Annotated in this window: 19 protein-coding genes; 7 read left to right on the top strand and 12 right to left on the bottom strand. The window is 41.8% G+C overall.

The annotated features are described in order from the left end of the window. Positions 1–39: 39 nt before the first annotated feature. The 4 genes from MHB69_RS09580 to MHB69_RS09595 all read left to right on the top strand — a co-directional run bounded on the left by MHB69_RS09580 (position 40) and on the right by MHB69_RS09595 (position 5,415). The gene (locus MHB69_RS09580; protein ID WP_034280593.1) at positions 40–1,524 is read left to right on the top strand and encodes an aldehyde dehydrogenase family protein; all 1,485 of its coding nucleotides are present in this window, start codon (positions 40–42) and stop codon (positions 1,522–1,524) included. A 102-nt stretch (positions 1,525–1,626) separates the two neighbouring features. Further along, positions 1,627–3,501 (top strand): prenyltransferase/squalene oxidase repeat-containing protein, encoded by a 1,875-nt coding sequence (locus tag MHB69_RS09585; protein WP_144496159.1) that lies wholly within the window; start codon positions 1,627–1,629, stop codon positions 3,499–3,501. Beyond that, entirely contained in the window at positions 3,494–4,315 is an 822-nt protein-coding gene (locus MHB69_RS09590; RefSeq protein ID WP_034280588.1) for a superoxide dismutase, read from the top strand. Before MHB69_RS09585 ends, MHB69_RS09590 begins: the two co-directional genes overlap by 8 nt. A 149-nt stretch (positions 4,316–4,464) precedes the next feature. Then, positions 4,465–5,415 carry a bile acid:sodium symporter family protein gene (locus MHB69_RS09595; RefSeq protein ID WP_034280586.1) on the top strand — a complete coding sequence of 317 codons (951 nt, stop codon included), beginning with the start codon at positions 4,465–4,467 and terminating at the stop codon, positions 5,413–5,415. A 35-nt stretch (positions 5,416–5,450) separates the two neighbouring features. Here the strand turns inward: MHB69_RS09595 and odhB are convergent, their stop codons facing one another. From odhB to cdaS, 7 genes are all read right to left on the bottom strand, one after another. Beyond that, positions 5,451–6,707, bottom strand: a complete 1,257-nt coding sequence (gene odhB / locus MHB69_RS09600; RefSeq protein WP_034280584.1) for a 2-oxoglutarate dehydrogenase complex dihydrolipoyllysine-residue succinyltransferase — start codon at positions 6,705–6,707, stop codon at positions 5,451–5,453. Between the two features lie 14 nt (positions 6,708–6,721). Next, positions 6,722–9,556 carry a 2-oxoglutarate dehydrogenase E1 component gene (gene sucA / locus MHB69_RS09605; RefSeq protein WP_034280582.1) on the bottom strand — a complete coding sequence of 945 codons (2,835 nt, stop codon included), beginning with the start codon at positions 9,554–9,556 and terminating at the stop codon, positions 6,722–6,724. 224 nt (positions 9,557–9,780) lie between these two features. Then, on the bottom strand, positions 9,781–11,697 hold the full coding sequence (locus MHB69_RS09610) for a VWA domain-containing protein (protein ID WP_041109486.1): 1,917 nt from the start codon (positions 11,695–11,697) through the stop codon (positions 9,781–9,783). Between the two features lie 11 nt (positions 11,698–11,708). Next, positions 11,709–12,587, bottom strand: coding sequence for a MoxR family ATPase (locus tag MHB69_RS09615; RefSeq protein ID WP_034280579.1), 879 nt, complete (start codon positions 12,585–12,587; stop codon positions 11,709–11,711). Between the two features lie 89 nt (positions 12,588–12,676). Continuing rightward, complete coding sequence (locus tag MHB69_RS09620; RefSeq protein ID WP_342495519.1) at positions 12,677–13,255, bottom strand: superoxide dismutase family protein; 579 nt, start codon at positions 13,253–13,255, stop codon at positions 12,677–12,679. Positions 13,256–13,333: 78 nt separating this feature from the next. Further along, positions 13,334–14,653 (bottom strand): peptidoglycan endopeptidase, encoded by a 1,320-nt coding sequence (locus MHB69_RS09625; RefSeq protein ID WP_041117706.1) that lies wholly within the window; start codon positions 14,651–14,653, stop codon positions 13,334–13,336. A 402-nt stretch (positions 14,654–15,055) separates the two neighbouring features. Then, on the bottom strand, positions 15,056–15,682 hold the full coding sequence (cdaS, locus tag MHB69_RS09630; RefSeq protein WP_061109251.1) for a sporulation-specific diadenylate cyclase CdaS: 627 nt from the start codon (positions 15,680–15,682) through the stop codon (positions 15,056–15,058). Positions 15,683–15,764: 82 nt separating this feature from the next. On the opposite strand from cdaS, the gene MHB69_RS09635 reads away from it, so the two are divergent. After that, positions 15,765–15,890 (top strand): hypothetical protein, encoded by a 126-nt coding sequence (locus MHB69_RS09635; RefSeq protein ID WP_008359993.1) that lies wholly within the window; start codon positions 15,765–15,767, stop codon positions 15,888–15,890. 59 nt (positions 15,891–15,949) lie between these two features. Further along, complete coding sequence (locus MHB69_RS09640; protein WP_024428329.1) at positions 15,950–17,311, top strand: MATE family efflux transporter; 1,362 nt, start codon at positions 15,950–15,952, stop codon at positions 17,309–17,311. Positions 17,312–17,356: 45 nt separating this feature from the next. Here the strand turns inward: MHB69_RS09640 and bshB2 are convergent, their stop codons facing one another. The 4 genes from bshB2 to rarD all read right to left on the bottom strand — a co-directional run bounded on the left by bshB2 (position 17,357) and on the right by rarD (position 19,659). Next, the gene (gene bshB2 / locus MHB69_RS09645; protein ID WP_024422693.1) at positions 17,357–18,022 is read right to left on the bottom strand and encodes a bacillithiol biosynthesis deacetylase BshB2; all 666 of its coding nucleotides are present in this window, start codon (positions 18,020–18,022) and stop codon (positions 17,357–17,359) included. 18 nt (positions 18,023–18,040) lie between these two features. Beyond that, the gene (locus MHB69_RS09650) at positions 18,041–18,391 is read right to left on the bottom strand and encodes a YojF family protein (protein WP_024428327.1); all 351 of its coding nucleotides are present in this window, start codon (positions 18,389–18,391) and stop codon (positions 18,041–18,043) included. Next, positions 18,388–18,669 carry a hypothetical protein gene (locus tag MHB69_RS09655; protein ID WP_024428326.1) on the bottom strand — a complete coding sequence of 94 codons (282 nt, stop codon included), beginning with the start codon at positions 18,667–18,669 and terminating at the stop codon, positions 18,388–18,390. The genes MHB69_RS09650 and MHB69_RS09655 overlap by 4 nt, the downstream gene beginning before the upstream one ends. A 78-nt stretch (positions 18,670–18,747) precedes the next feature. Continuing rightward, positions 18,748–19,659, bottom strand: coding sequence for an EamA family transporter RarD (rarD, locus tag MHB69_RS09660; protein ID WP_029705997.1), 912 nt, complete (start codon positions 19,657–19,659; stop codon positions 18,748–18,750). An 86-nt stretch (positions 19,660–19,745) separates the two neighbouring features. Between rarD and MHB69_RS09665 the strand changes: the two genes are divergently transcribed. Then, positions 19,746–20,219: an Hsp20/alpha crystallin family protein gene (locus MHB69_RS09665; protein WP_034280567.1), complete on the top strand. Its 474-nt coding sequence runs from the start codon at positions 19,746–19,748 to the stop codon at positions 20,217–20,219. A 41-nt stretch (positions 20,220–20,260) separates the two neighbouring features. Here the strand turns inward: MHB69_RS09665 and MHB69_RS09670 are convergent, their stop codons facing one another. Continuing rightward, on the bottom strand, positions 20,261–20,479 hold the full coding sequence (locus tag MHB69_RS09670) for a hypothetical protein (protein WP_024422697.1): 219 nt from the start codon (positions 20,477–20,479) through the stop codon (positions 20,261–20,263). Between the last annotated feature and the right edge of the window lie 69 nt (positions 20,480–20,548).

Consider the following 20,548-nt stretch of genomic DNA (forward strand, 5'->3'; position numbering starts at 1 on the left):
CAGAAAACAATCCATATCTTTAAGGAGGTTTGTTTATTTATGAGCTCTACAACACTTCAAATTAGTTCAAAACTCGAATCTTTTCTCCAAGGGACGAAAAAACTCTACATTAATGGTCAGTTTGTCACAAGTCACGATAACAAAACCTTTGCTACTCCTAACCCAGCCACAGGCGAAACCCTTATTGATGTTTATGAAGCAGGTGCAAAAGATATTGATGAGGCAGTAAAAGCTGCAAAAAAAGCCTTTCATGGTCCTTGGCGCTCCATGTCTGCCGCTGAACGCGCCCGCCTCATGTTCAAGCTTGCTGATTTAATGGAAGAAAATCAGGAAGAGCTTGCACAGCTAGAAACTTTAGATAACGGAAAACCAATTAATGAAACAACAAATGCAGATATCCCCCTCGCCATTGAGCACATGCGTTATTATGCGGGCTGGACGACAAAAATGAATGGACAAACCCTTCCTGTCAGTCAAGGATATTTTAATTATACCCGCCATGAGCCGGTTGGTGTTGTAGGACAAATCATCCCATGGAACTTCCCTCTGCTCATGGCTATGTGGAAAATGGGCGCCGCACTTGCAACAGGGTGCACCATCGTTTTAAAGCCAGCCGAACAAACTCCACTCTCTGCTCTTTACTTAGCAGAATTAGTGGACAAAGCCGGCTTCCCAGAAGGCGTGATTAACATCGTTCCTGGATTTGGCGAAACAGCCGGAGAAGCCTTAACTGATCATCCTGACGTGAACAAGCTGGCCTTCACAGGGTCAACAAGTGTTGGGAAATTAATTATGGAGAAAGCGGCTAAAACCATTAAGAGGGTCACATTAGAGCTTGGCGGAAAATCACCGAATATTATTTTACCTGATGCCGATTTAAAGAAAGCCATTCCAGGTGCTTTAAATGGCGTCATGTTTAACCAAGGCCAAGTATGCTGCGCGGGTTCCAGAGTCTTTGTTCATCGGAGCCAATATGATGAAGTGGTCGATCAAATGGCCAAATACGCAGGATCCCTCAAGCAAGGCGCTGGTCTTCATCAAGATACGCAAATTGGACCTCTTGTAAGTAAAGAACAGCACGAACGCGTGTTAGGCTATATTGAAAAAGGTAAATCCGAAGGGGCAACAGCCGTTGTCGGGGGCGATTGCCCTTATGAGGCTGGCTATTTCGTCTCCCCTACTATTTTTAAAGATGTAGAAGATGAAATGACCATTGCTAAAGAGGAAATCTTTGGACCTGTCTTATCTGCCATTCCTTACGATTCCATTGATGAAGTGGTCGAACGTGCCAACCAGTCTGAATATGGATTAGCAGCAGGACTTTGGACAGAAAACTTAAAGCATGCCCATGATATTGCTGCACGTCTTGAAGCAGGAACGATTTGGGTCAACTGCTATAATGTCTTTGATGCCGCCTCTCCGTTTGGAGGATATAAGCAATCAGGTCTTGGCAGAGAAATGGGATCATATGCCCTTAACAACTATACAGAAGTCAAAAGTGTATGGATTAATCTCCAAGACTAATGACGTCAAAAAAGCCGGTGACCGTGTCATCGGCTTTTTTGTGTTTGCATGTGACAGGCCGGCTCCTGAATATAGTATGAAAGGAAAGGAGCATGGCCGCATATGCAAGATTTTAAATTAAAAGTAAACGAATTTATCGAAGAATTGCACATAGAGATGCAGCGAAGACAACGAGAAGATGGCGCCTTTGTTTTCTGCTTTGAAGGTCCAATGATGACAAATGCTTTTTTGATTATGCTGTTAAAGGCTGTCGGCGATACGGATCAGGCTTTCGTTGATCAATTAGCAGAAGCGATACGCGAAAAGCAAAATGAGGATGGGTCTTTTTCTTTGTATCATGATCAAACGGGACATGTAACAGCCACTGTGCAGGGCTATTGCGGAATGCTCGTTTCAGGCAGGTTTCAACAAGATGAGCCTCATATGGAAAAAGCAGCGCAATATATTCGATCAAATGGCGGATTAAAGAACGTTCACTTTATGACAAAGTGGATGCTCGCCGTCAACGGCATGCACCCTTGGCCGTACTTCTATGCACCACTTTCCTTTTTACTCATCCCTACATACTTTCCACTTCACTTCTATCATCTTAGTGCATATGCAAGAATTCACTTTGTGCCAATGATGATTGCACTCAACAAACGATATACTTCTCATGAGAAATTTCCAAGCCTAGCACACCTTGATGCAAATATGTCTAAGAATCCATTTGACTGGTTTATGGCAAGAGAAGAACGTTCCACTCATCACTTTCTGACTTACATGCGATCGTATACAGCACTCGACAGCCGGCTGGACTTTTTCGGATATGAAGCAGCAAAGCGATATATGTTTGACCGCCTCGAAAAAGATGGCACACTGTACAGCTATTTAAGTGCAAGTATTTTTATGGTCTACGCACTTATGAGTCTTGGGTACTCCCCAGGACATCATCTCATTTTAAAAGCAGTCAAAGGCATGAAAAAGCTAGTCACTGACTGTCAGGGCAGAATGTATGCAGAAAATTCCACATCCACAGTTTGGGATACAGCGCTTGTCAGTTATGCTTCTCAAAAAGCTGGCAAAAAACAAGAAGACCCAGTCATCACAAAATCTTTCTCATACTTACTGAACCGGCAGCAAATGAAGAAAGCAGATTGGGCGATTCATAACCGGCATGCTGCTCCGGGAGGCTTTGGTTTTTCAGATATCAATACGAATAACCCTGATTGTGATGATACGCAAATTGTCTTAAAAGCCATTCCTCGAACGTACGCACCAGTTCAGTGGAATCGAGGATTCAATTGGCTTCTTTCCATGCAAAACCGTGATGGCGGGTTTTCTGCTTTTGAAAAAAATCAAGATCACTTCCTGCTTCGACATCTGCCGCTTGAATCTGCGGAGGATGCAGCAATTGATCCATCGACTCCCGATATTACAGGCCGCGTGCTTCATCTCATTGGTCTTGAAGAGAAAAACATGTCACCGCCTATTCACAGGCAAAAAGACCAATGTGTCAAGTGGCTCCTAGATCATCAAGAGAAAAATGGATCATGGTTTGGCAGATGGGGTGTTTGCTATATTTATGGAACGTGGGCAGCATTAACAGGTCTAAAAGCTGCCGGCATCCCCTCCACCCATCCTGCTGTCCAAAAAGCATGCCGATTTTTAAAGCAGATTCAACGAGAAGATGGCAGCTTCGGAGAATCATGTAAAAGTGCAGAGGTAAAAACGTATGTCCCCCTCCCGTTTGGCACAGTGGTTCAGACGGCTTGGGCAGCAGAGGCACTTTTACAATATGAGAAGCCCGATGACAAAACGATTTTAAAAGCCATCTCATTTTTGATCCATCATCAGCACACGAATGAAGCCTTGCACTATCCAGTAGGCATTGGCCTGCCAAAGCAATTTTACATCACTTATCATAGCTACCCATTTGTCTTTCCGATGATGGCTTGTTCCACATTTTTAGAAGAAATGAGGCGTAAGAATGAATAAGGAAGAGTACCGTTTGCAGCTCAAAGAGTGGCTTAGCTCCATTCAACCCGCGATTCAAGATGACAACATCCGTCAGAAAGTAGACCATTTATGGTTCTCAATGGATGATGAACATTCCAGTGAACAAGAGTGGTACGAACTGGCAGAACGTATTGCTGAGGACATGAACCCACAAGAAGACATGCGGGAGGTAGCAGCTGGAAGTCACAAGTTACCTCCTCTCCCTTACCGGTATGATGCACTAGAACCGTTTATTTCAAAAGAAATTATGTATTTGCATCACCAGAAGCATCATCAATCATATGTAGATGGTTTGAACCAAGCTGAGCTTGCATTAAAAAATGCAAGAAGAACCAATGATTTTAAAATGATTAAGCATTGGGAACGGGAGCTTGCCTTCAATGGTGCGGGGCACTATTTACATTGTATTTTTTGGTTTTCCATGAGTCCTTCAGGAAAACGAAAGCCCACTGGACAAATGCTTCGTCTCATTGAACAATCGTTTGACAGCTATGATGCATTTAAATCTCAATTTTCAGCAGCAGCCAAACAAGTAGAGGGTGTTGGCTGGGCCATTCTCGTATGGGCGCCCAGATCTCAGCGATTAGAGATTTTACAAGCAGAACGCCATCAATTTTTGTCACAATGGGACGTGATCCCCCTTCTAGCCCTTGATGTATGGGAGCACGCCTACTACCTTCAATATCTGAATGAAAAAGCGAAATACGTAGATCGTTGGTGGAGTGTAGTCGACTGGCGTGAGCCAGAAGCTAGGCTTAAGCAGGCACAACAAGTGAGATGGACCCCTTTTTAAAACGATGCTCCATATAGGCTAATGCTTATATGGGGTATTTTTAGTTTACATAATTTTATTATTAACACCTTTATAAAGAATGGGTTGTTTTTTCAGAAAATTCGTTTAAAATAGGAAAGATATGTGAGGAAAGTGAGATGAAGCAATGAATGAACATTCTTTTAACCATTAGTCAATTTGCAGGAAGAACCTTTGCAATCTGGGTCATTATCTTTGCATGTCTTGGATTTACTTTTCCTGACGTATTTTCTCAGATTGGACCGTATATCCCTTTTTTATTAGGTGTCATTATGTTTGGGATGGGGCTTACGTTATCTGGTGAAGATTTTAAGGAGCTTTTTCGTAAACCTCTCTATGTGTTAATCGGGGTTTTGGCGCAGTACACACTCATGCCGCTGATCGCCTTTCTATTAGCTTACGGATTACGGCTGCCATCTGAAATTGCTGTAGGCGTTATTCTTGTGGGCTGCTGCCCGGGCGGTACAGCATCCAATGTCATGACCTTCTTGGCAAAAGGCAATATGGCATTATCCGTAGCGGTCACAACTATATCGACCCTTCTTGCTCCCTTTTTAACGCCTCTCTTTATCTATATTTTTGCAAGATCATGGTTACCTGTATCACCGGAGGCATTATTTTTGTCGATTGTCCAAGTTGTGCTAATTCCTATTATCCTAGGTGTTATCGTTAAGGTATTTTTCAAAAAACAAGTAAACTATGCAGTTCAAGCATTGCCGCTTGTATCTGTTGCTGGAATTGTGTTGATCATTGCAGCGGTTGTCAGTGCAAATAAAGAGCAGATTCTTCAATCTGGATTACTGATATTTGCCGTTGTTATATTACATAATGGACTTGGTCTCTTATTTGGTTACCTGATCGCAAAGTGGTGCAGAATGGATATCCCTTCTCGTAGAGCGATCTCGATCGAAGTAGGCATGCAAAACTCCGGGCTCGGTGCAGCGCTAGCAACAGCACACTTCTCACCGCTCGCAGCCGTACCAAGTGCGATTTTTAGTGTGTGGCATAATTTATCTGGTTCCTGGCTTGCGACGTATTGGTCAAAACGAGGACAACATGACAGTGAAAAGAAAAAAAGCTAGCACCTTAACAGGTGCTAGCTTTTTATAATTGAAGATTATCCTTCAAGTAATAGCTGTTCAGGATCTTCAAGCAGATTTTTAATCGTAACGAGGAATCCAACTGCTTCTTTACCATCGACAATACGGTGGTCATAAGAAAGAGCTAAATACATCATCGGACGGTTCTCAAAACGTTCTTCATCAATCGCCACCGGACGAAGCTGAATTTTATGCATCCCTAAAATTCCAACTTGCGGGCTGTTTAAAATCGGAGTTGATAGCAGAGAACCAAATGTTCCGCCGTTTGTGATCGTGAATGATCCACCCTGTAACTCATTAAGAGACAATTTGTTATCTCTTGCTTTTTTCGCAAGATGACCAATTTCTTTTTCAATCCCCGCAAATGACAATCTGTCTGCATCACGGACAACCGGTACGACAAGTCCTTCGTTTGCAGCAACAGCGATGCCGATGTCATAGAATTTCTTCAAGACAAGCTCATCACCTTGAATTTCTGCGTTAAGCAACGGATATTTCTTCAGTGCTGCTACAACTGCTTTTGTAAAGAAGGACATGAAGCCAAGCTTGACATCATTTTGTTCTAGGAAGGCATCTTTACGACGCTTTCTTAAATCCATCACAGCTGTCATATCGACTTCATTAAATGTCGTCAGCATCGCAGCCGTTTGTTGAACTTCAACTAAACGTTTTGCAATTGTTTGTCTGCGGCGTGACATTCTTTCACGTTCAACTGGCTTTCCTGGTTGTTCAGTTTGCACCGCAGCATTTGCTTTTGGCGCGGCTTTTGGTGCACTTGCAGGTGCTTCATTCTTTTGATAAGAAGCGACATCCTGCTTTCGTACCCTGCCCAGCGGATCTACGGTTGGAATCTCAGATAAGTCTAACCCCTTCTCTCTCGCTAATTTTCTAGCTGCAGGAGAAGCGATAGTTCTGCCATTACCAGCTTTCGGCTCTTCTTTCACTGCTTCTTCTTTTTGAGCAGCTGCCGGTTCTTCTTTCGAAGCTGGTGCAGAAGCTTGCTCAGGTGCTGGAGCTGCGGACTCGCTTCCGCCGGCTTCACCTGCTGCAATCGTTCCGATGACCTCTCCAACTTGTACAGTGTCACCAGAATCTTTCAGTACTTCTTTTAATACACCAGATTCTTCAGCAGTCAGTTCGACATTGACTTTATCTGTTTCAAGTTCCAGCAGGTACTCCCCCTGCTCCACATAATCGCCCGGCTGCTTTAGCCATTGAGCAATCGTTCCTTCCGAGATTGATTCCGCTAATTCAGGTACTTTAATTTCCGCCATTTTTCATTTCCCCCTTAGTTTTTGCGAGTCAAGCTATCAGATACAATTCGTTCTTGTTCTTTTTTATGCACAGTTGGATCACCCTCAGCCGTACTTGAACGTCTTCTTCGGCCGATGTAACGTACTTTTACTTTTTCAGGTGCAATTTCACGTAAATATGGCTCAATGTATCCCCAAGCTCCCATATTTTGCGGTTCTTCTTGCACCCATACGATTTCTTCTAAGTTTGTCAGCTTTGTTAAAATTCCTTTAATATCTTTGGCTGGGAACGGATATAGCTGTTCCACTCTTGCAACGTGAAGCCAATCTTTCGGCTCTTCCATTTGAGTAAAACGATCACTAATATCAATGGATACCTTCCCGCTAGATAGCACAAGACGCGATACTTTTTCGTGATCATGTACAAGACCTGGCTGTTCAAGAACTGGACGGAACTGTCCATCTGTTAATTCTTGGACTTCAGACAATGTGTTCGGGTTACGAAGCAGACTCTTCGGTGTCATAATGACAAGCGGACGAATCTCTTCACGAAGCAGCATTTTCGCCTGTCTTCTAAGAATATGGAAATATTGCGCTGCACTTGTGAGGTTCGCAACTGTCCAGTTATTCTCAGCAGCTGATTGCAGGAAGCGCTCTGTTCTTCCACTTGAATGCTCAGGACCTTGTCCTTCATATCCATGCGGCAGCAGCATGACTAAACCTGATTTTTGTCCCCATTTTGCACGGCCAGCTGAGATAAATTGATCGAAATACACTTGAGCCGCATTTGCGAAGTCTCCGAATTGAGCTTCCCAAATCACTAACGTTTCAGGAGAATAGACATTATAACCATATTCAAACCCGATGACTGAGCCTTCTGACAGTGGACTGTTATGAACTGTAAACGATGCATTCGCATCACTTAGTTCATGAAGAGCAATAAACTCATCTCCCGTTTGACTGTCGTGAAGAACAAGGTTTCTTTGAGCAAAAGTACCACGCTCTGAATCCTGTCCGGTCATTCGAATTGGCGTACCGTCTTTTAATATAGATGCAAATGCGAGTGCTTCCCCAAGTGACCATTCTACTTTACGGTCATCTGTAAACACTTTTGCACGTTTTTCAAGGATCCGCTTCAGCTTACCAAATACTTGGAAATCATTCGGCCAGCTGATCAATTCTTCATTCAGCTTTCTGAGTACATCAAATTCTACTGATGTATCCACTGCTGGGAAGCCGTTTGATACAGGCTCTGGCAGCTCGATTTCTTGAATCGTATGCTCTTTCTTTGAAGGCACCTTTTTATAAGCTTCTTCTATTTTTGCCGTCACAGCCTGCTCGATTTCTTCACGCTGCTCTTTTGTCAAAAGACCTTCTGAGACAAGTTTATCTGCAAAGATATTCTTGACCGTTTTGTGCTTTCTAACCGCATCGTACAGCATTGGCTGAGTTGTAGAAGGCTCATCCATTTCGTTATGACCGTATCTGCGGTAACCAATCAAGTCAATAAGGAAATCCTTCTTGAAGCGTTTGCGGTATTCTACTGCTAGCTGAACAGCCGCTAAACACGCTTCTGGATCATCTGCATTGACATGAACAATAGGAATCTCAAATCCTTTTGCAAGGTCACTTGCATATTTCGTCGAGCGGGATTCATTGCTTTCTGTTGTAAACCCGATCATATTGTTGGCAATAATATGGATGGTTCCGCCTACTTGATAGCCTACAAGTTGGCTTAAATTTAATGTTTCTGCCACAATTCCTTCTCCAGGGAATGCTGCATCCCCATGAATTAAGATGGCTAACGCTTTTTCAACGTCTTGAACTGGATAGCCTTTTTGAGTACGTGATTCCTGAGCGGCACGCGTGCTTCCTTCAATGATTGGATCAATGAACTCCAAGTGACTTGGGTTATTAGCAAGCGTAACTCTCGCACTCTTTGTATCTTCGTCTTTGATTTGACGGTCAGCTCCAAGATGGTACTTAACATCCCCTGTCCATCCGTAGCTGATGCCAATAGAGCCTTCTGATGGAACGAGCTCTTTATTTGGCGCATGCTGGAATTCTGAGAAAATGATCTCATATGGCTTTCCTAACACATGTGCTAATACATTTAAACGGCCTCTGTGTGCCATTCCAATGTTAATATTTGAAGTCCCTTGTGTAACAGACTCTGAAATAATTTCATCAAGTACTGGGACAAGTGCGTCTAAACCTTCTATAGAGAAGCGCTTTTGCCCAACAAATGTTTTATGAAGAAACTGCTCGAACTGCTCAACTTCTGTTAATCTCTTGAAAACAGAAACTAATTTATCTGCTGGTTTTTTCTTAAATAGTTCACCAGATTCAATTGATTTTGAGAGCCAGTTTCGCTCTTCGAAGTCATGCACGTGATCAAACTCAAATGAAATGGTACGTTTATACGTATTTCTCAAATGGTTAATGGCTTCTATGCCGTTTGAAATGTGTTTTGGTGCATCCGGACTAATAATAGATATCGGAATATTCTTGACATCTTCTTCTGTTAAACCGTACTCCTTTAAAGGAAACAGCTCTTGTAATTCCTTTTCTTTGCGAAGAGGATTGACGGAAGCATTTAAATGGCCATACGTTCTGATGTCTTCTGCCAGTTTAACGACTGATGCTATCTTTTGGATTTGTTCAGAAGTAACTACGCTATTTTCTTTTTTCCCAATTTCCTCCTTCATTTCACTCGGTGGTGCACCAAGTTCATCAAATATGCCTCTTAGATCTTCATCAACACTAGTAGGATCCTGGACATACTGATCGTAGAGCTCGAGCACATAGCCGAGGTTCGGACCATGAAATTCTTCCCAACTCAACGGTTGTTTCACATCATTTTGAAACATTTTGAACACTACCCCCAACTTTGATCATCAAGTGATTGAACACTATCTCGATATAACTTCCAGAACACAATGACCAAATTTATGTAATAAAACGCTTCCAATAATATTCTACCACTGTTTTGGATTACTTTCTACATTCTTTGTTCAATTAAAGATAAAAAATTCACAGAAAAACAAAAAATTTAAATCATTCCGAAAAATAATTTGAAGAAAGGGGCAAAACCTTATGCCCCAATGCTTTTATGCAGCAGTTTCTTCAGTAATGGATATAAAACATCTGGCAATGTATCGACATCTGGTACAAAAATGCTGAACTTGCCATACATATCTTGAATGGTTTTCATCTGTGCTTCTTCTATCGGCGAATTGGATAAAAACACATTGATCACCTCAATGCCCTTTTTCCTCGCTTCAAGAACTGCTTCATGTGTATCGACAATCCCATTTTGTTCGTAGCTGAACGCAGCTGGCTCTCCGTCTGAAAAGACAATCAGAAACTTTTGCTCTTCTCTTCGCTTTAAAATCATCTTTGTCATTTGGCGGATCGCATAGCCATCCCGGTTATCCTCTTCTGGCTCAAGAGACATAATAGAAGGCCCTGCGTCAAATAGAGAATCTTTGAACGACACAACTGTGTTGAAGTAGTTTGGCTGACTTGTTTCTGTTGCGTCGTTTGTATCTTCCCAAAACCCAACAATTTGATGTGGGACTTGCACGGATTTTAACGCTTCATGAAAGAGAACAATGCCTTTTTTCGTCTCATCCATCTTGTCAAACATGCTCGCTGAACAGTCTACTAATAAGGTGAAAACAGCATCAATCTGAGAAGACGGTGCCTGTTTTTTATAGAAAAGACGCGGGTTAGACTCTGTAAAGTAGCGAATCAGCTTTTTGCTGAGACGTCCTGCATGAAGGTCTGTTTTAGGCCATGATTTTTTATGTTCAAGTGTTTTTTGGATCATTTGCTTTAAGCGTTTCTGATAAGGCTCAATTTCCTTCGCATGCTGCTTATATGCATCGATTTGTTCTGGCTTAGGAGGATCTGGTGAAATCATGACTGGAAACGCATATTTGTTTTCTTTTCCATTCTCATGACCATCTGCTCCGCTTTCTTCACCTTCAGCCTCTTCCAGCGCTTCAAGCTTTGAATAATCTTTTCGGTGTGTTTGCTTTGCAGAGCCTTGGACAGTTCCGAGTGCCTGATCTCCGTCATCACCTTCTCTTGCCGCATCCTTACCAAGATCACTTTTACCGCCGTGCTCTAAATCAAATTGAAGGAAGCTTTTGGATGGCGCTTCGGTTTCTCGATGCCACACTTCCATATACTCTTGGTGAATGTCTTCATCGCCTTCTTTTTCTCGGTCGACTTTGATGTCCTCACTTAATGTAGGTTTTCTTTTTAAGTCATGGAACAGCGGTTCTTTTGCCGCTTGTTCATAGTCCAATTCAGGGAAGAAAAAGTACGTATTCAGCATATCCTTTTCAAGCAGTTCATCGAACCCTTCCATCAATTCTTTGACAATAGCTGCGATGTCTGCTGTTGAACCCGCATCATATACACGTTCAAGACTTGACTCAATAAACGGAATCATCGGGTTGATCTGCTCATGAAGAGGCGGAATCTCTTCGAGCGGAGAATCAGCTGTCAGCTTCACATAAATCGCACAAAAGAGTGCATCTGTTAAAATACTTCGTTCTTGGTTAATCGTTAATTGTGTCTTAAAGTGACGCCGGTACAGCTCTCTTCTTCGTTTAAATACCTTTTTTGTTCCAGGGCGGTCATGCTTAATCCGCTCTTCAATCCGGATATCTTCAAACAGCATAAACAATTGTTTACATACATCAGGAATGGATAATGTATGAGCAAAGCGAATGATCTCCTGAAATACCGTAAGATCACTATAAACCGTGCCTACTGCACGAAGGAACACATCACTTTTCAGCCCTGCTAGCATATCTTCTTGTTTACGATCATCCCAAAAATGACTGATGAAAATTTTCTTTTCAAACGGTTCATAGTAGGACTGCACACCGTATTCAAGCTCGACATCATCACTTTTTGCTAACGTTTTGGCTAAATCCGTTAATTCCATAAATAAAAATGAATCGATTCTGCTGTCATTAAATTTGATGAATTTCAAAAGTTAGAACCTCACTCGAATAATGTTTGGGCGATATTTCTTACCGCTGCTTTTTCCCGGTCATCTTCCAGCTTTTCAACAATGCCTCGTTCAACGGCACGAAGCGGCGGGATGTATTGCGCAAGATCACAAGTATCTAGAAGCGCGCGGATGGATGCTGCTTCTTCACTCACCTGTCCGTTATGAGCTTGTGTAATAAGGTCTGATGAGAGCTGAACGAATTGATCAATTAACCGCTCATCCTTTAAAACAGATTGAGATTGCAGTACATCTTTCAGGATACCGCCGCCGATATATGGAACGTCAATGACCACAAAACGGTTTTTTAACGCTTCATTTAGAGGCACTGTGCCGACATATCCTTCATTGATTGCCGCAATGACCCCAAAGCCTTCTTCTGCTTTAACAACCTCACCTGTAAATGGGTTTGTCATCATTTTTCTGTAATCGAGTACACCATTTAAAATAGGCAGTGTTTCTGGCTTCGCCATGTTGATTTCATCAATATATAAAAGATGGCCTTTTTTCATTGCTTTTGTCACAGGTCCTTCAATGAATTCAATCGAAGCCACCTGACCATCATTGTGGATGGTTTTATAGCCAATCAAGCTTTCAGCATCAAGATCAACCGAGCAGTTCACACTGTGCATCGGCTGCTGAAAGAAAGCGGATAATGTTTCTGCTAGTTTGGTTTTACCTGAGCCGGTCGGTCCCTTTAAAAGAACGTTTTTTCCTAGTGCTAATGCAATCATGGCATCTTGAATGATAGAAGTATCCTGTGATTCATAGCCGCCTGTTCCAATAAGTGGACGAAATTCTTCTTCCAGCACTTTTGCTTTTGCTTTAATCATTGCTTGAATTTCTTCTGGGAGTGATTGTTCGTTAAACATGTATGATTAATTCCTCTCTTCGATCATTTTCCTCACCAAGTATACTAAAAAAACCTTTATGCACTCAATACATAAAGGTTAGACTTCTGTTATTTTGCCATTTCTTTTGTTATCGCTCCGCAAGCGATACGTTTCCCTGAGTTACCAGAAGGGTTACTTAAGTAATCATCTGCTTCTGCATGAATGATAAAGCTTCGCCCATTTTGACCGATTAATTGATTCGGGCCTCCCTTTAACGTCACATCTGGTACGTTCACAACCACATCAATTTGTCCATCTGCTCCTACCTCTAAATTAGGCATATCTCCAGCATGGTGCCCCTTTGGATTGTCAAAACCATGCTCTCTATGGGTTGGATTAAAGTGAGCTCCTGCTGTTTCAAAATCTGGCGTTTCACATATTCCTGTTTCATGAATATGAAAACCGTGAGGACCTGGCAGCAGCCCTTTCGCTTTCACATGCAGATCCAGCCCATTTTCTGAGGACTCTCTTATTTCAATGCTTCCTATTTTTTGCCCGCTTTCGTTTATGAGTGGCGTCGTGACTGGTGCTTGTTTAGGTGCTGAAACTTCGCTTGTTTCTTCTGTCGTTTCTTTTTTCGGCGGTGCATGACATGCTGATGCGGTAAAGATCAAACATATCATGATCATCCACACTGACTTTTTCATTTATGACTGCCCCCTTTTGTTATCAGTATGGACAATCACAGCAGCTGGCAAACAAAAAAAGCCGAAAATCGGCTTTTTTTAGAAGAAGCGTTTTGCACCTAAGTAGGCTTTTTTCCAATATGGGTTGCTTAAGTTCGAGATTCCTACTCCATTGTCACTTGCATGAAGGAAATCTCCTCCGCCAAGGTATAGTCCCATATGAGAAGGGCCTGCTTTGTACGTTGTAAAATAAACAAAATCTCCAACTTGTGGTGTGCTTACAGGAGTCATCATATTCCAGTAGCCAGCTGTGCTTAATCTGGATACAGATGAAACTTTGTTAATGAGATAGTAAACAAAGCCGCTGCAGTCAAATCCTGCTGGTGTATTACCGCCCCATCTGTAAGGAACGCCTGTCAGCTTTTTCCCCTCTTGAATCATTGTCGTGATCTTTGCATTCATTGGTACATCATTTTTGTTATTGTCGACTGGCTTTGTTGAACCGTTAGACGTAGAACCATTCGATCCAGTTGAACCGGAAGCTGCACCATTGATTTTTAATACTTGTCCAATTCTAAGCACATCACTTTTTAAGTTGTTGGCTGTGCGGATTGATTGAACCTGTACTTTGAATTGATTCGCAATTTTCCATAACGAATCACCTGATTTTACAGTATAAGATGTTGTTTTCCCGCTAGAAGACTGGTTACTGTTTGAATTGCTTGGTTTAGTAGGTTTCGGCTGACTTGGTTTTGATGCAGCCGTCCCTTTTACTTTCAATACTTGATTCGGATAAATCATATCAGATTTTAATCCGTTCAATGTTTTGATTTCACCAATCGACATATTTAGCGAATTCGCAATTTTCCAAAGTGAATCCCCTAATTTAACCTTGTATGTACTTGATGATGAACTATTTGAATTCGTTGTCTTATTGCTTGAGCTGGAATTTGAAGATGAGTTTGAATTTGATGACTGGTTTCCGCTCGTCTTCGTGCTGCCAGATACCTTTAGCTTTTGACCAGGACGAATCAGGTCGCTGTTTAAGCTGTTTAGGCTTTTTAAGCTCGCAACTGACATTTTATGATTTTTTGCAATCAGCCATAAAGAATCGCCAAGCTTTACAGTATAGCTGGAAGTCTTTGAAGCACTTGATTTCGTTGCTTTTGACCCTGTTGATGAACTGGATTTCTTGCTTTTTTCGCCAGGAATTTTCAAGCTTTGTCCTGCAAAAATCATTGTCGTTTTTAATTGATTAAGAGATTGAAGCTCCGAAATACTTGTATTGTACTGTTCGGCAATCTTCCAAAGTGAGTCACCGCTTTTCACCTTGATCGTCTGTGCTTCTGCCGGTGCAGCAAACACAGCTGAGCCAGCGATCGCTGAAACTGTGAGGCCGGTTACTACTTTTTTCTTCATAGAGGAATCTCCGCCTTTCATGATTTTGTTCAATAAGACTTATGTACTAGTTTTGAGTTTAGCATTTAATGGTTCTGCTTCTCTTGCACTATTTTATCTTTATTTCTATTATATTACTCGACATGAAGACGTTGGGCAATAACAAATAGGCTAAAGCAGCCAACTCAAAATGCTAAAACAAAGCCATATCGTTTCTATCGGCTGTTTGTTGTATTTATAAACATTTTTTAAGGAATTTTTAAGTTGACGTTTAGAAATTTGTCAAAACAAGCACGCTGCTAGTTTCATAGTTCTATTCTACATGACAAATTTTTCTGTATCAAATGACTTTTTACTTAATTGGCTGATTTTTCTCCGCAAATAAAAAAGCATCCTTCCGAATGAAGAATGCAGCGTTCGTTATTATTTTCTTATTTCCGGATCTTTTACGGTAAGCGGATAAAGCACGCCTTCTTTCGCAAACGACATTTTTCCCGTTTCTTCTGACACGACAAGAACAAGTGCATCGGTCATACCAGAGAGTCCGATCGCTGCCCTGTGCCTTGTGCCAAGCGAAGGACTCACTTTTTTCGATGTAAGCGGCAGCACATTTGCAGCAGAGACAAGTGTATTTTCTTTGACTAAAAGAGCACCGTCATGCAGTGGATTTCCCGGATAGAAAATGCTTTCTATTAAGGAAGCACTAATTTTCGCATGAAGGTTTGTCCCTTTTTGAATAAAATCCTCAACCTCATCGCGTCTTTGAATCACAATGAGTGCTCCATGCTTTTGTTTTGATAAATTCTCAATGGCTAAAGAAAATTGAGCAAATCCTGGTGTGAATTCTTTCATATACGCTTGTAAATAAAACGACGAAGCCTCTGCATGCATTTCATTAAACTGATCATGCAATGCTTCGAGATCACAAAGTAAACACTGCTCTGTTTCATCAAGAGAATCAATGATGTCACTTGCATCCTTCATAATGTTCATCAAATGTGTTCTCATCCCGGCTTTAAATATCACTTCTTCGTTCGTCCGATGGATCATCTGATCTTTTCCCTCCTTCTTTCGCTTGTTGTTATAAAATAGCAAATTTTGCACATTCTATTTGTATGGAGGTGAGCTTAATATGACCATTCAGAAAATCATTCAATATGCTTGCAGCATTTTAGGTGTTGTCAGTCTTTCTTTTATTTATGCCCAAATGTTTAAAAAAACGAAGCCATCTAAGAAAAATAATCCGACGGAGAATTGATTTTTTTACATAGCATGATATAATTCCTCTCGTTATTTCTGTTCAGAGAGGAACTTATAATGAGAGAAACGAATAGCATTCGAGCAAAGCTGACACTATTTTTAACCATTTTGATTCCGATTTTAATTACCCAAGCAGGTCTTTCGCTTATTACCTTTTTAGATACGGTGATGTCTGGAAAAGTGAGTGCAGAAGACCTTGCGGGTGTTGCGATCGGTTCTAGTATTTGGACACCTGTTTATACGGGACTTGCCGGGATTTTGATGGCCGTTACTCCGATTGTGGCTCAGCTGATGGGCGCTGGGCATAAAGAAGATGTTCCCCGGGCTGTCTTTCAGGCGATCTATTTGTCCTTTCTTTTAAGTATCGCTGTGATTGTGATTGGTACGATCAGCGTTCCTTACATACTAGGAGGACTTGGACTCGAGCACTCTGTAGAGGATATTGCCCGGCATTTTCTCAGCTTTCTTGCTTTTGGCATCCTCCCGCTGTTTGGTTATTCGGTGCTACGGTCATTTATTGATGCATTAGGGAAAACACGTGTGACAATGTTCATCACGCTCACAGCACTTCCTATTAACTTTGTTTTAAATTACGTATTTATTTTTGGGAATTTGGGCTTTCCAAAGCTTGGCGGTGCGGGTGCCGGTCTTGCATCTGCAATGACGTATTGGGCGATTTTCATCATGAGTATTTGTATTGTCATTAAAGCAGAACCATTTGCCTCATTTCGTTTGTTTCAAAAACTGCCTCGAATGAATATCTCCCGTATAGGGCAAATACTGAAAATTGGCCTTCCTATCGGGTTTGCGATCTTTTTTGAAACGAGTATCTTTGCAGCAGTGACGCTATTAATGGGTCACTTTGATACCATTACAATCGCCAGTCACCAAGCAGCGATGAACTTTGCTTCTATTCTTTATATTTTACCGCTTAGCATCTCAATGGCGTTAACGATCGTTGTTGGGTTTGAAGCGGGGGCTAAGAGGTATAAAGACGCGCAAAGCTACAGCTATATCGGCATTGGAACGGCGGTTTTATTCTCATTATGTACGGCCGCCCTCATCTTGTTATTCAGACCAGAGATCGCTGGTTTATATACAGCTGAATCAGCTGTTTTACAAATGACACAGCACTTTTTGATTTACGCGATCTTTTTCCAGCTGTCAGATGCGATTGCTGCACCCATTCAAGGGGCTCTGCGCGGCTATAAAGATGTGAATTATACGCTCATTGCTGCTTTTGTCTCTTACTGGGTCATCGGTCTTCCTGCCGGTTATCTCATTGGCACATATACCTCATTTGGGGCGTTTGGTTATTGGATCGGACTGATTGCCGGACTTGCCGCAGGTGCCATCGTCCTCTTTATCCGTCTTAAGTTGATTCAAAAACGTCAACTCAGGCATGTATCGAATCACTAAATACAACACAAAAAAGCAGCTGACATAGATCAGCTGCTTTTTTGTTTAATCATTCCATTGATACGTCCAGAAAATTTCTTCATCAAACCATTTTTGGACGACTGGTTCTTTATTTTTCAGCTTTTGTTCAAGCTCTCTCAGCATGCCCTCTGTTTGCGTTCTATGCGCTCTCAGTGCATTTAATTTGATATCTGCCACATCTGTAATATCAATCACAATATCCGCATGTCCAAGTACTTCTTCTCTATTTTTCGTAATGGCCATGCAGTATGTGACAGGACGGTCTTCTTTTTTCTTGCGGTATAGAGCACGAATCACAGCTTCACCTGTCGCATCATGATCAGGGTGTACACCGTGTCCTGGATAAAACGTCACAATGAGTGTCGGTTTGACTTCATCAATGATGGTTTCCATCACATCTGCCAAATACTCGTCGTCTTCAAATTCCAATGTTTTATCACGCAGTCCAAGCATACGTAAGTCAGTGATATCCATTTCTTTGCAGGCATTGATTAATTCCTGTTTTCTTAATTCAGGAAGTGTTTCACGGTTAGCATATGTTGGGCTTCCCATATTTCTGCCCATTTCCCCAAGTGTCCCGCATGCATATGTGACGGGAATTCCCCGTTTTCTGCTTTGTGCAATGAGACCAGCAACCCCAAAGGATTCATCATCGGGGTGAGGCAGCATCACTAGTACATGTTCGTTCATGACTTGTCACCCTTTCTTCTACACCTGAAATGGTGTTTCACTAATTTGTAATGAGATCGCTAGTTTGCCGTCTGGCAAGTGTCCAGCTAATAGCAGGCGGCCTTGGTCATCAAACACATAATCGGTTAATCCTTCTGCGTAAATCCAGCCATCTTCTGTTTTCATTCCAACACGGTATGGACCTTGTCCTTTTATTTTCGCCTGTGAATAGACGACTTTCGCGTTGCGGATATACGCCACAACCGTCATATTTTGTTCATTTACATGAGCTGAATAAGAACCAGTTGTCGTTTCAAGATGAACGAAGACTGGACGATTTAAAAACGATTCAAGATGTGTTGTGACATCTTCCGTTTGAATTGGTTTCATGAGTGGTTCCTTCCTTCATTTTGAATTAATTCTCGCAGCTTTTTCGTATGTAAGCTGATCAGCTGCAGCTGATGATCATGCTTAAGCTCACTTTCTAAAATTCTCTCCACAGCAAGCACATACTTTTGGTGTAAGGATTTCCTCGCCCGCGGATGTGTTCGTGCATCAAGTAAATCATCACATATGGCCTCGTGTAAAGAAGACATATCATCAACATCAAGCTGACGATTTTTCCATAAAGATTGATAGGCGGCTGCAAGCTCATGAGCTGACGACATATGATCACCTCTACAGTTTTGTTAACAACTTATTATGACATGATCCGCCTGCAAAAAAAAGCAAACTGCTCGTTTGGCTTAATGAGAATTCGCTGTTTTTTTCATGCGTAATTGAGAGGTGGTAAACAGTAAAATCGCCACCCAAATACAAAGGAACGTCACAATTTTAGCTGCGGATAAGTGTTCGTGATAGACAAACAGCCCTAAAAACAGCGTAATTGTCGGTGCAATGTATTGCAAAATGCCCACTTGATAAAGTGGAATTCTTTTTGCGCCTTCTGAGAATAAAAGAAGCGGCACGGCTGTAAAAACGCCTGCAAAAAATAAGAGACCGAGCGACCCGAAGCTGTTAGGATTCATAGTCACCACAGGTTCTTTTAAGAAAAATAATAAGTACACAAGTGCAGCCGGTGCGAGAAGCAGCGTTTCAATCGTCAAACCAATCGCGCTCGTGAAGCTCATCCTTTTTTTGATCAAACCATAAAAGCCGAAGCTAAGGGCTAATAAGAAAGCAACGACAGGAAATGACCCGTATTGAACTGTTGAAAGGATCACCCCAAATGCGGCAATAAGAATGGCAATGGTTTGCCATTTATTTAGTCGTTCTTTTAAGAAAATAATCCCTAATAGAACGGATACAAGCGGATTAATATAATACCCTAAACTTGCTTCTAGCATAAGACCATGATTGACTGCCCAAATGTAGACATACCAGTTGACTGAAATTAAAATAGCAGATAAAAGTAATGAAAAAAATGCTTTACCATCCAGTATGAGACCCTTTACTGTCTGCATCGCTGGGCGGACTTGTTTTAAATACAAAAGAATACCGCACATAAACACAAATGACCATAAAATTCTGTGTGCTAAAATTTCGCCTGACGAAATATGTTCCATCAGCTTCCAATATAACGGGAATAAACCCCAGAGTGTAAAAGATGCTGCCGTGTAGAGAACACCTTTTGATTGCTGTTCGTTCAATGTAACCATCCCTTTCTAAATCTAACGTATATTATAGCACGCACGCAGGCGAATGGGCATATACTAATTCAGGGCATTTAGAAAGGATGATTCGCATGTTCGACTGGAACCGATTATTCCCTTTTCAAAAGCAGTTCTCAAAAGAAGCCTTAAAGAATTCAGATCCTAAAGACGTTGAGCAGTATGTCAATCAAGTCATGGAAAGTGTATTCGGCTCCAATTATCCTGCTCAGTTCCCATTTCAGGACCCCCTTTCTCAAAATCAAAAAACGAGAGAAACTGATGTCGAAAAAGAAAAAGAGCCAGAAGTCGAAGTGTTCGAGACGACTGATCATGTGTTTGTCAAAATTGAAATTGCTCGTCCGAACACAGAAAAAGTCAAAATCAAACATACAGCCAATCTGCTGTTTATTGATCATTTTCCTGAAGAAGGGACGCAGAAGAAAGTCGTCCTCCCTGCTGCTGTGAAACGAAAAGGAACGAAGGCGTCGTATCAAGATGGTATATTGGAAATTATGTTTTTAAAGCATGATGATCCAGGAATTTCTGAAATTGATATTCCATTATAAAAAGCCTGCTTTAAGAACGGAAGCAGGCTTACTCTTTTTTCTTAATAATATGGTGGATATCCGCCGCCATAAGGTGGTGGAGCAGGCGGTGGTGGCGGCGGGTAATATGGACGGGGATAATTAAAAATCGCACTTCCTAGAAATCCGCCAAGCAGTCCGCCGACTAAAGGAGCGCCAAAACCAAAAAACAAAGGGACTCTGGATTCATATGGCGGAATGCCAGGGGCGCCGCCTCGAAAATACGGAGTATGAGGGTACATGCATTTCTCCTCCTTTGTCATGTGCCTAACATCAGCATATTCATCAGGAGTCAAAATGTTTGGGCAAAC

Origin of the sequence: Bacillus sp. FSL K6-0994, from assembly GCF_038630815.1 — a bacterium.
GTDB classification, from domain to species: Bacteria; Bacillota; Bacilli; order Bacillales; family Bacillaceae; genus Bacillus; species Bacillus safensis.

Excerpts from the sequence above, each read along its gene's own strand:
- MHB69_RS09625 (WP_041117706.1), bottom strand. The coding sequence starts at position 14,653 with ATGAAGAAAAAAGTAGTAACCGGCCTCACAGTTTCAGCGATCGCTGGC.
- bshB2 (WP_024422693.1), bottom strand. The coding sequence starts at position 18,022 with ATGAACGAACATGTACTAGTGATGCTGCCTCACCCCGATGATGAATCC.
- MHB69_RS09590 (WP_034280588.1), top strand. The coding sequence starts at position 3,494 with ATGAATAAGGAAGAGTACCGTTTGCAGCTCAAAGAGTGGCTTAGCTCC.
- MHB69_RS09595 (WP_034280586.1), top strand. The coding sequence starts at position 4,465 with ATGAACATTCTTTTAACCATTAGTCAATTTGCAGGAAGAACCTTTGCA.
- MHB69_RS09620 (WP_342495519.1), bottom strand. The coding sequence starts at position 13,255 with ATGAAAAAGTCAGTGTGGATGATCATGATATGTTTGATCTTTACCGCA.
- rarD (WP_029705997.1), bottom strand. The coding sequence starts at position 19,659 with ATGGTTACATTGAACGAACAGCAATCAAAAGGTGTTCTCTACACGGCA.
- MHB69_RS09580 (WP_034280593.1), top strand. The coding sequence starts at position 40 with ATGAGCTCTACAACACTTCAAATTAGTTCAAAACTCGAATCTTTTCTC.
- MHB69_RS09640 (WP_024428329.1), top strand. The coding sequence starts at position 15,950 with ATGAGAGAAACGAATAGCATTCGAGCAAAGCTGACACTATTTTTAACC.
- MHB69_RS09665 (WP_034280567.1), top strand. The coding sequence starts at position 19,746 with ATGTTCGACTGGAACCGATTATTCCCTTTTCAAAAGCAGTTCTCAAAA.
- MHB69_RS09655 (WP_024428326.1), bottom strand. The coding sequence starts at position 18,669 with ATGTCGTCAGCTCATGAGCTTGCAGCCGCCTATCAATCTTTATGGAAA.
- MHB69_RS09585 (WP_144496159.1), top strand. The coding sequence starts at position 1,627 with ATGCAAGATTTTAAATTAAAAGTAAACGAATTTATCGAAGAATTGCAC.
- MHB69_RS09670 (WP_024422697.1), bottom strand. The coding sequence starts at position 20,479 with ATGTACCCTCATACTCCGTATTTTCGAGGCGGCGCCCCTGGCATTCCG.
- odhB (WP_034280584.1), bottom strand. The coding sequence starts at position 6,707 with ATGGCGGAAATTAAAGTACCTGAATTAGCGGAATCAATCTCGGAAGGA.
- cdaS (WP_061109251.1), bottom strand. The coding sequence starts at position 15,682 with ATGATCCATCGGACGAACGAAGAAGTGATATTTAAAGCCGGGATGAGA.
- MHB69_RS09615 (WP_034280579.1), bottom strand. The coding sequence starts at position 12,587 with ATGTTTAACGAACAATCACTCCCAGAAGAAATTCAAGCAATGATTAAA.
- sucA (WP_034280582.1), bottom strand. The coding sequence starts at position 9,556 with ATGTTTCAAAATGATGTGAAACAACCGTTGAGTTGGGAAGAATTTCAT.
- MHB69_RS09635 (WP_008359993.1), top strand. The coding sequence starts at position 15,765 with ATGACCATTCAGAAAATCATTCAATATGCTTGCAGCATTTTAGGTGTT.
- MHB69_RS09650 (WP_024428327.1), bottom strand. The coding sequence starts at position 18,391 with ATGAAACCAATTCAAACGGAAGATGTCACAACACATCTTGAATCGTTT.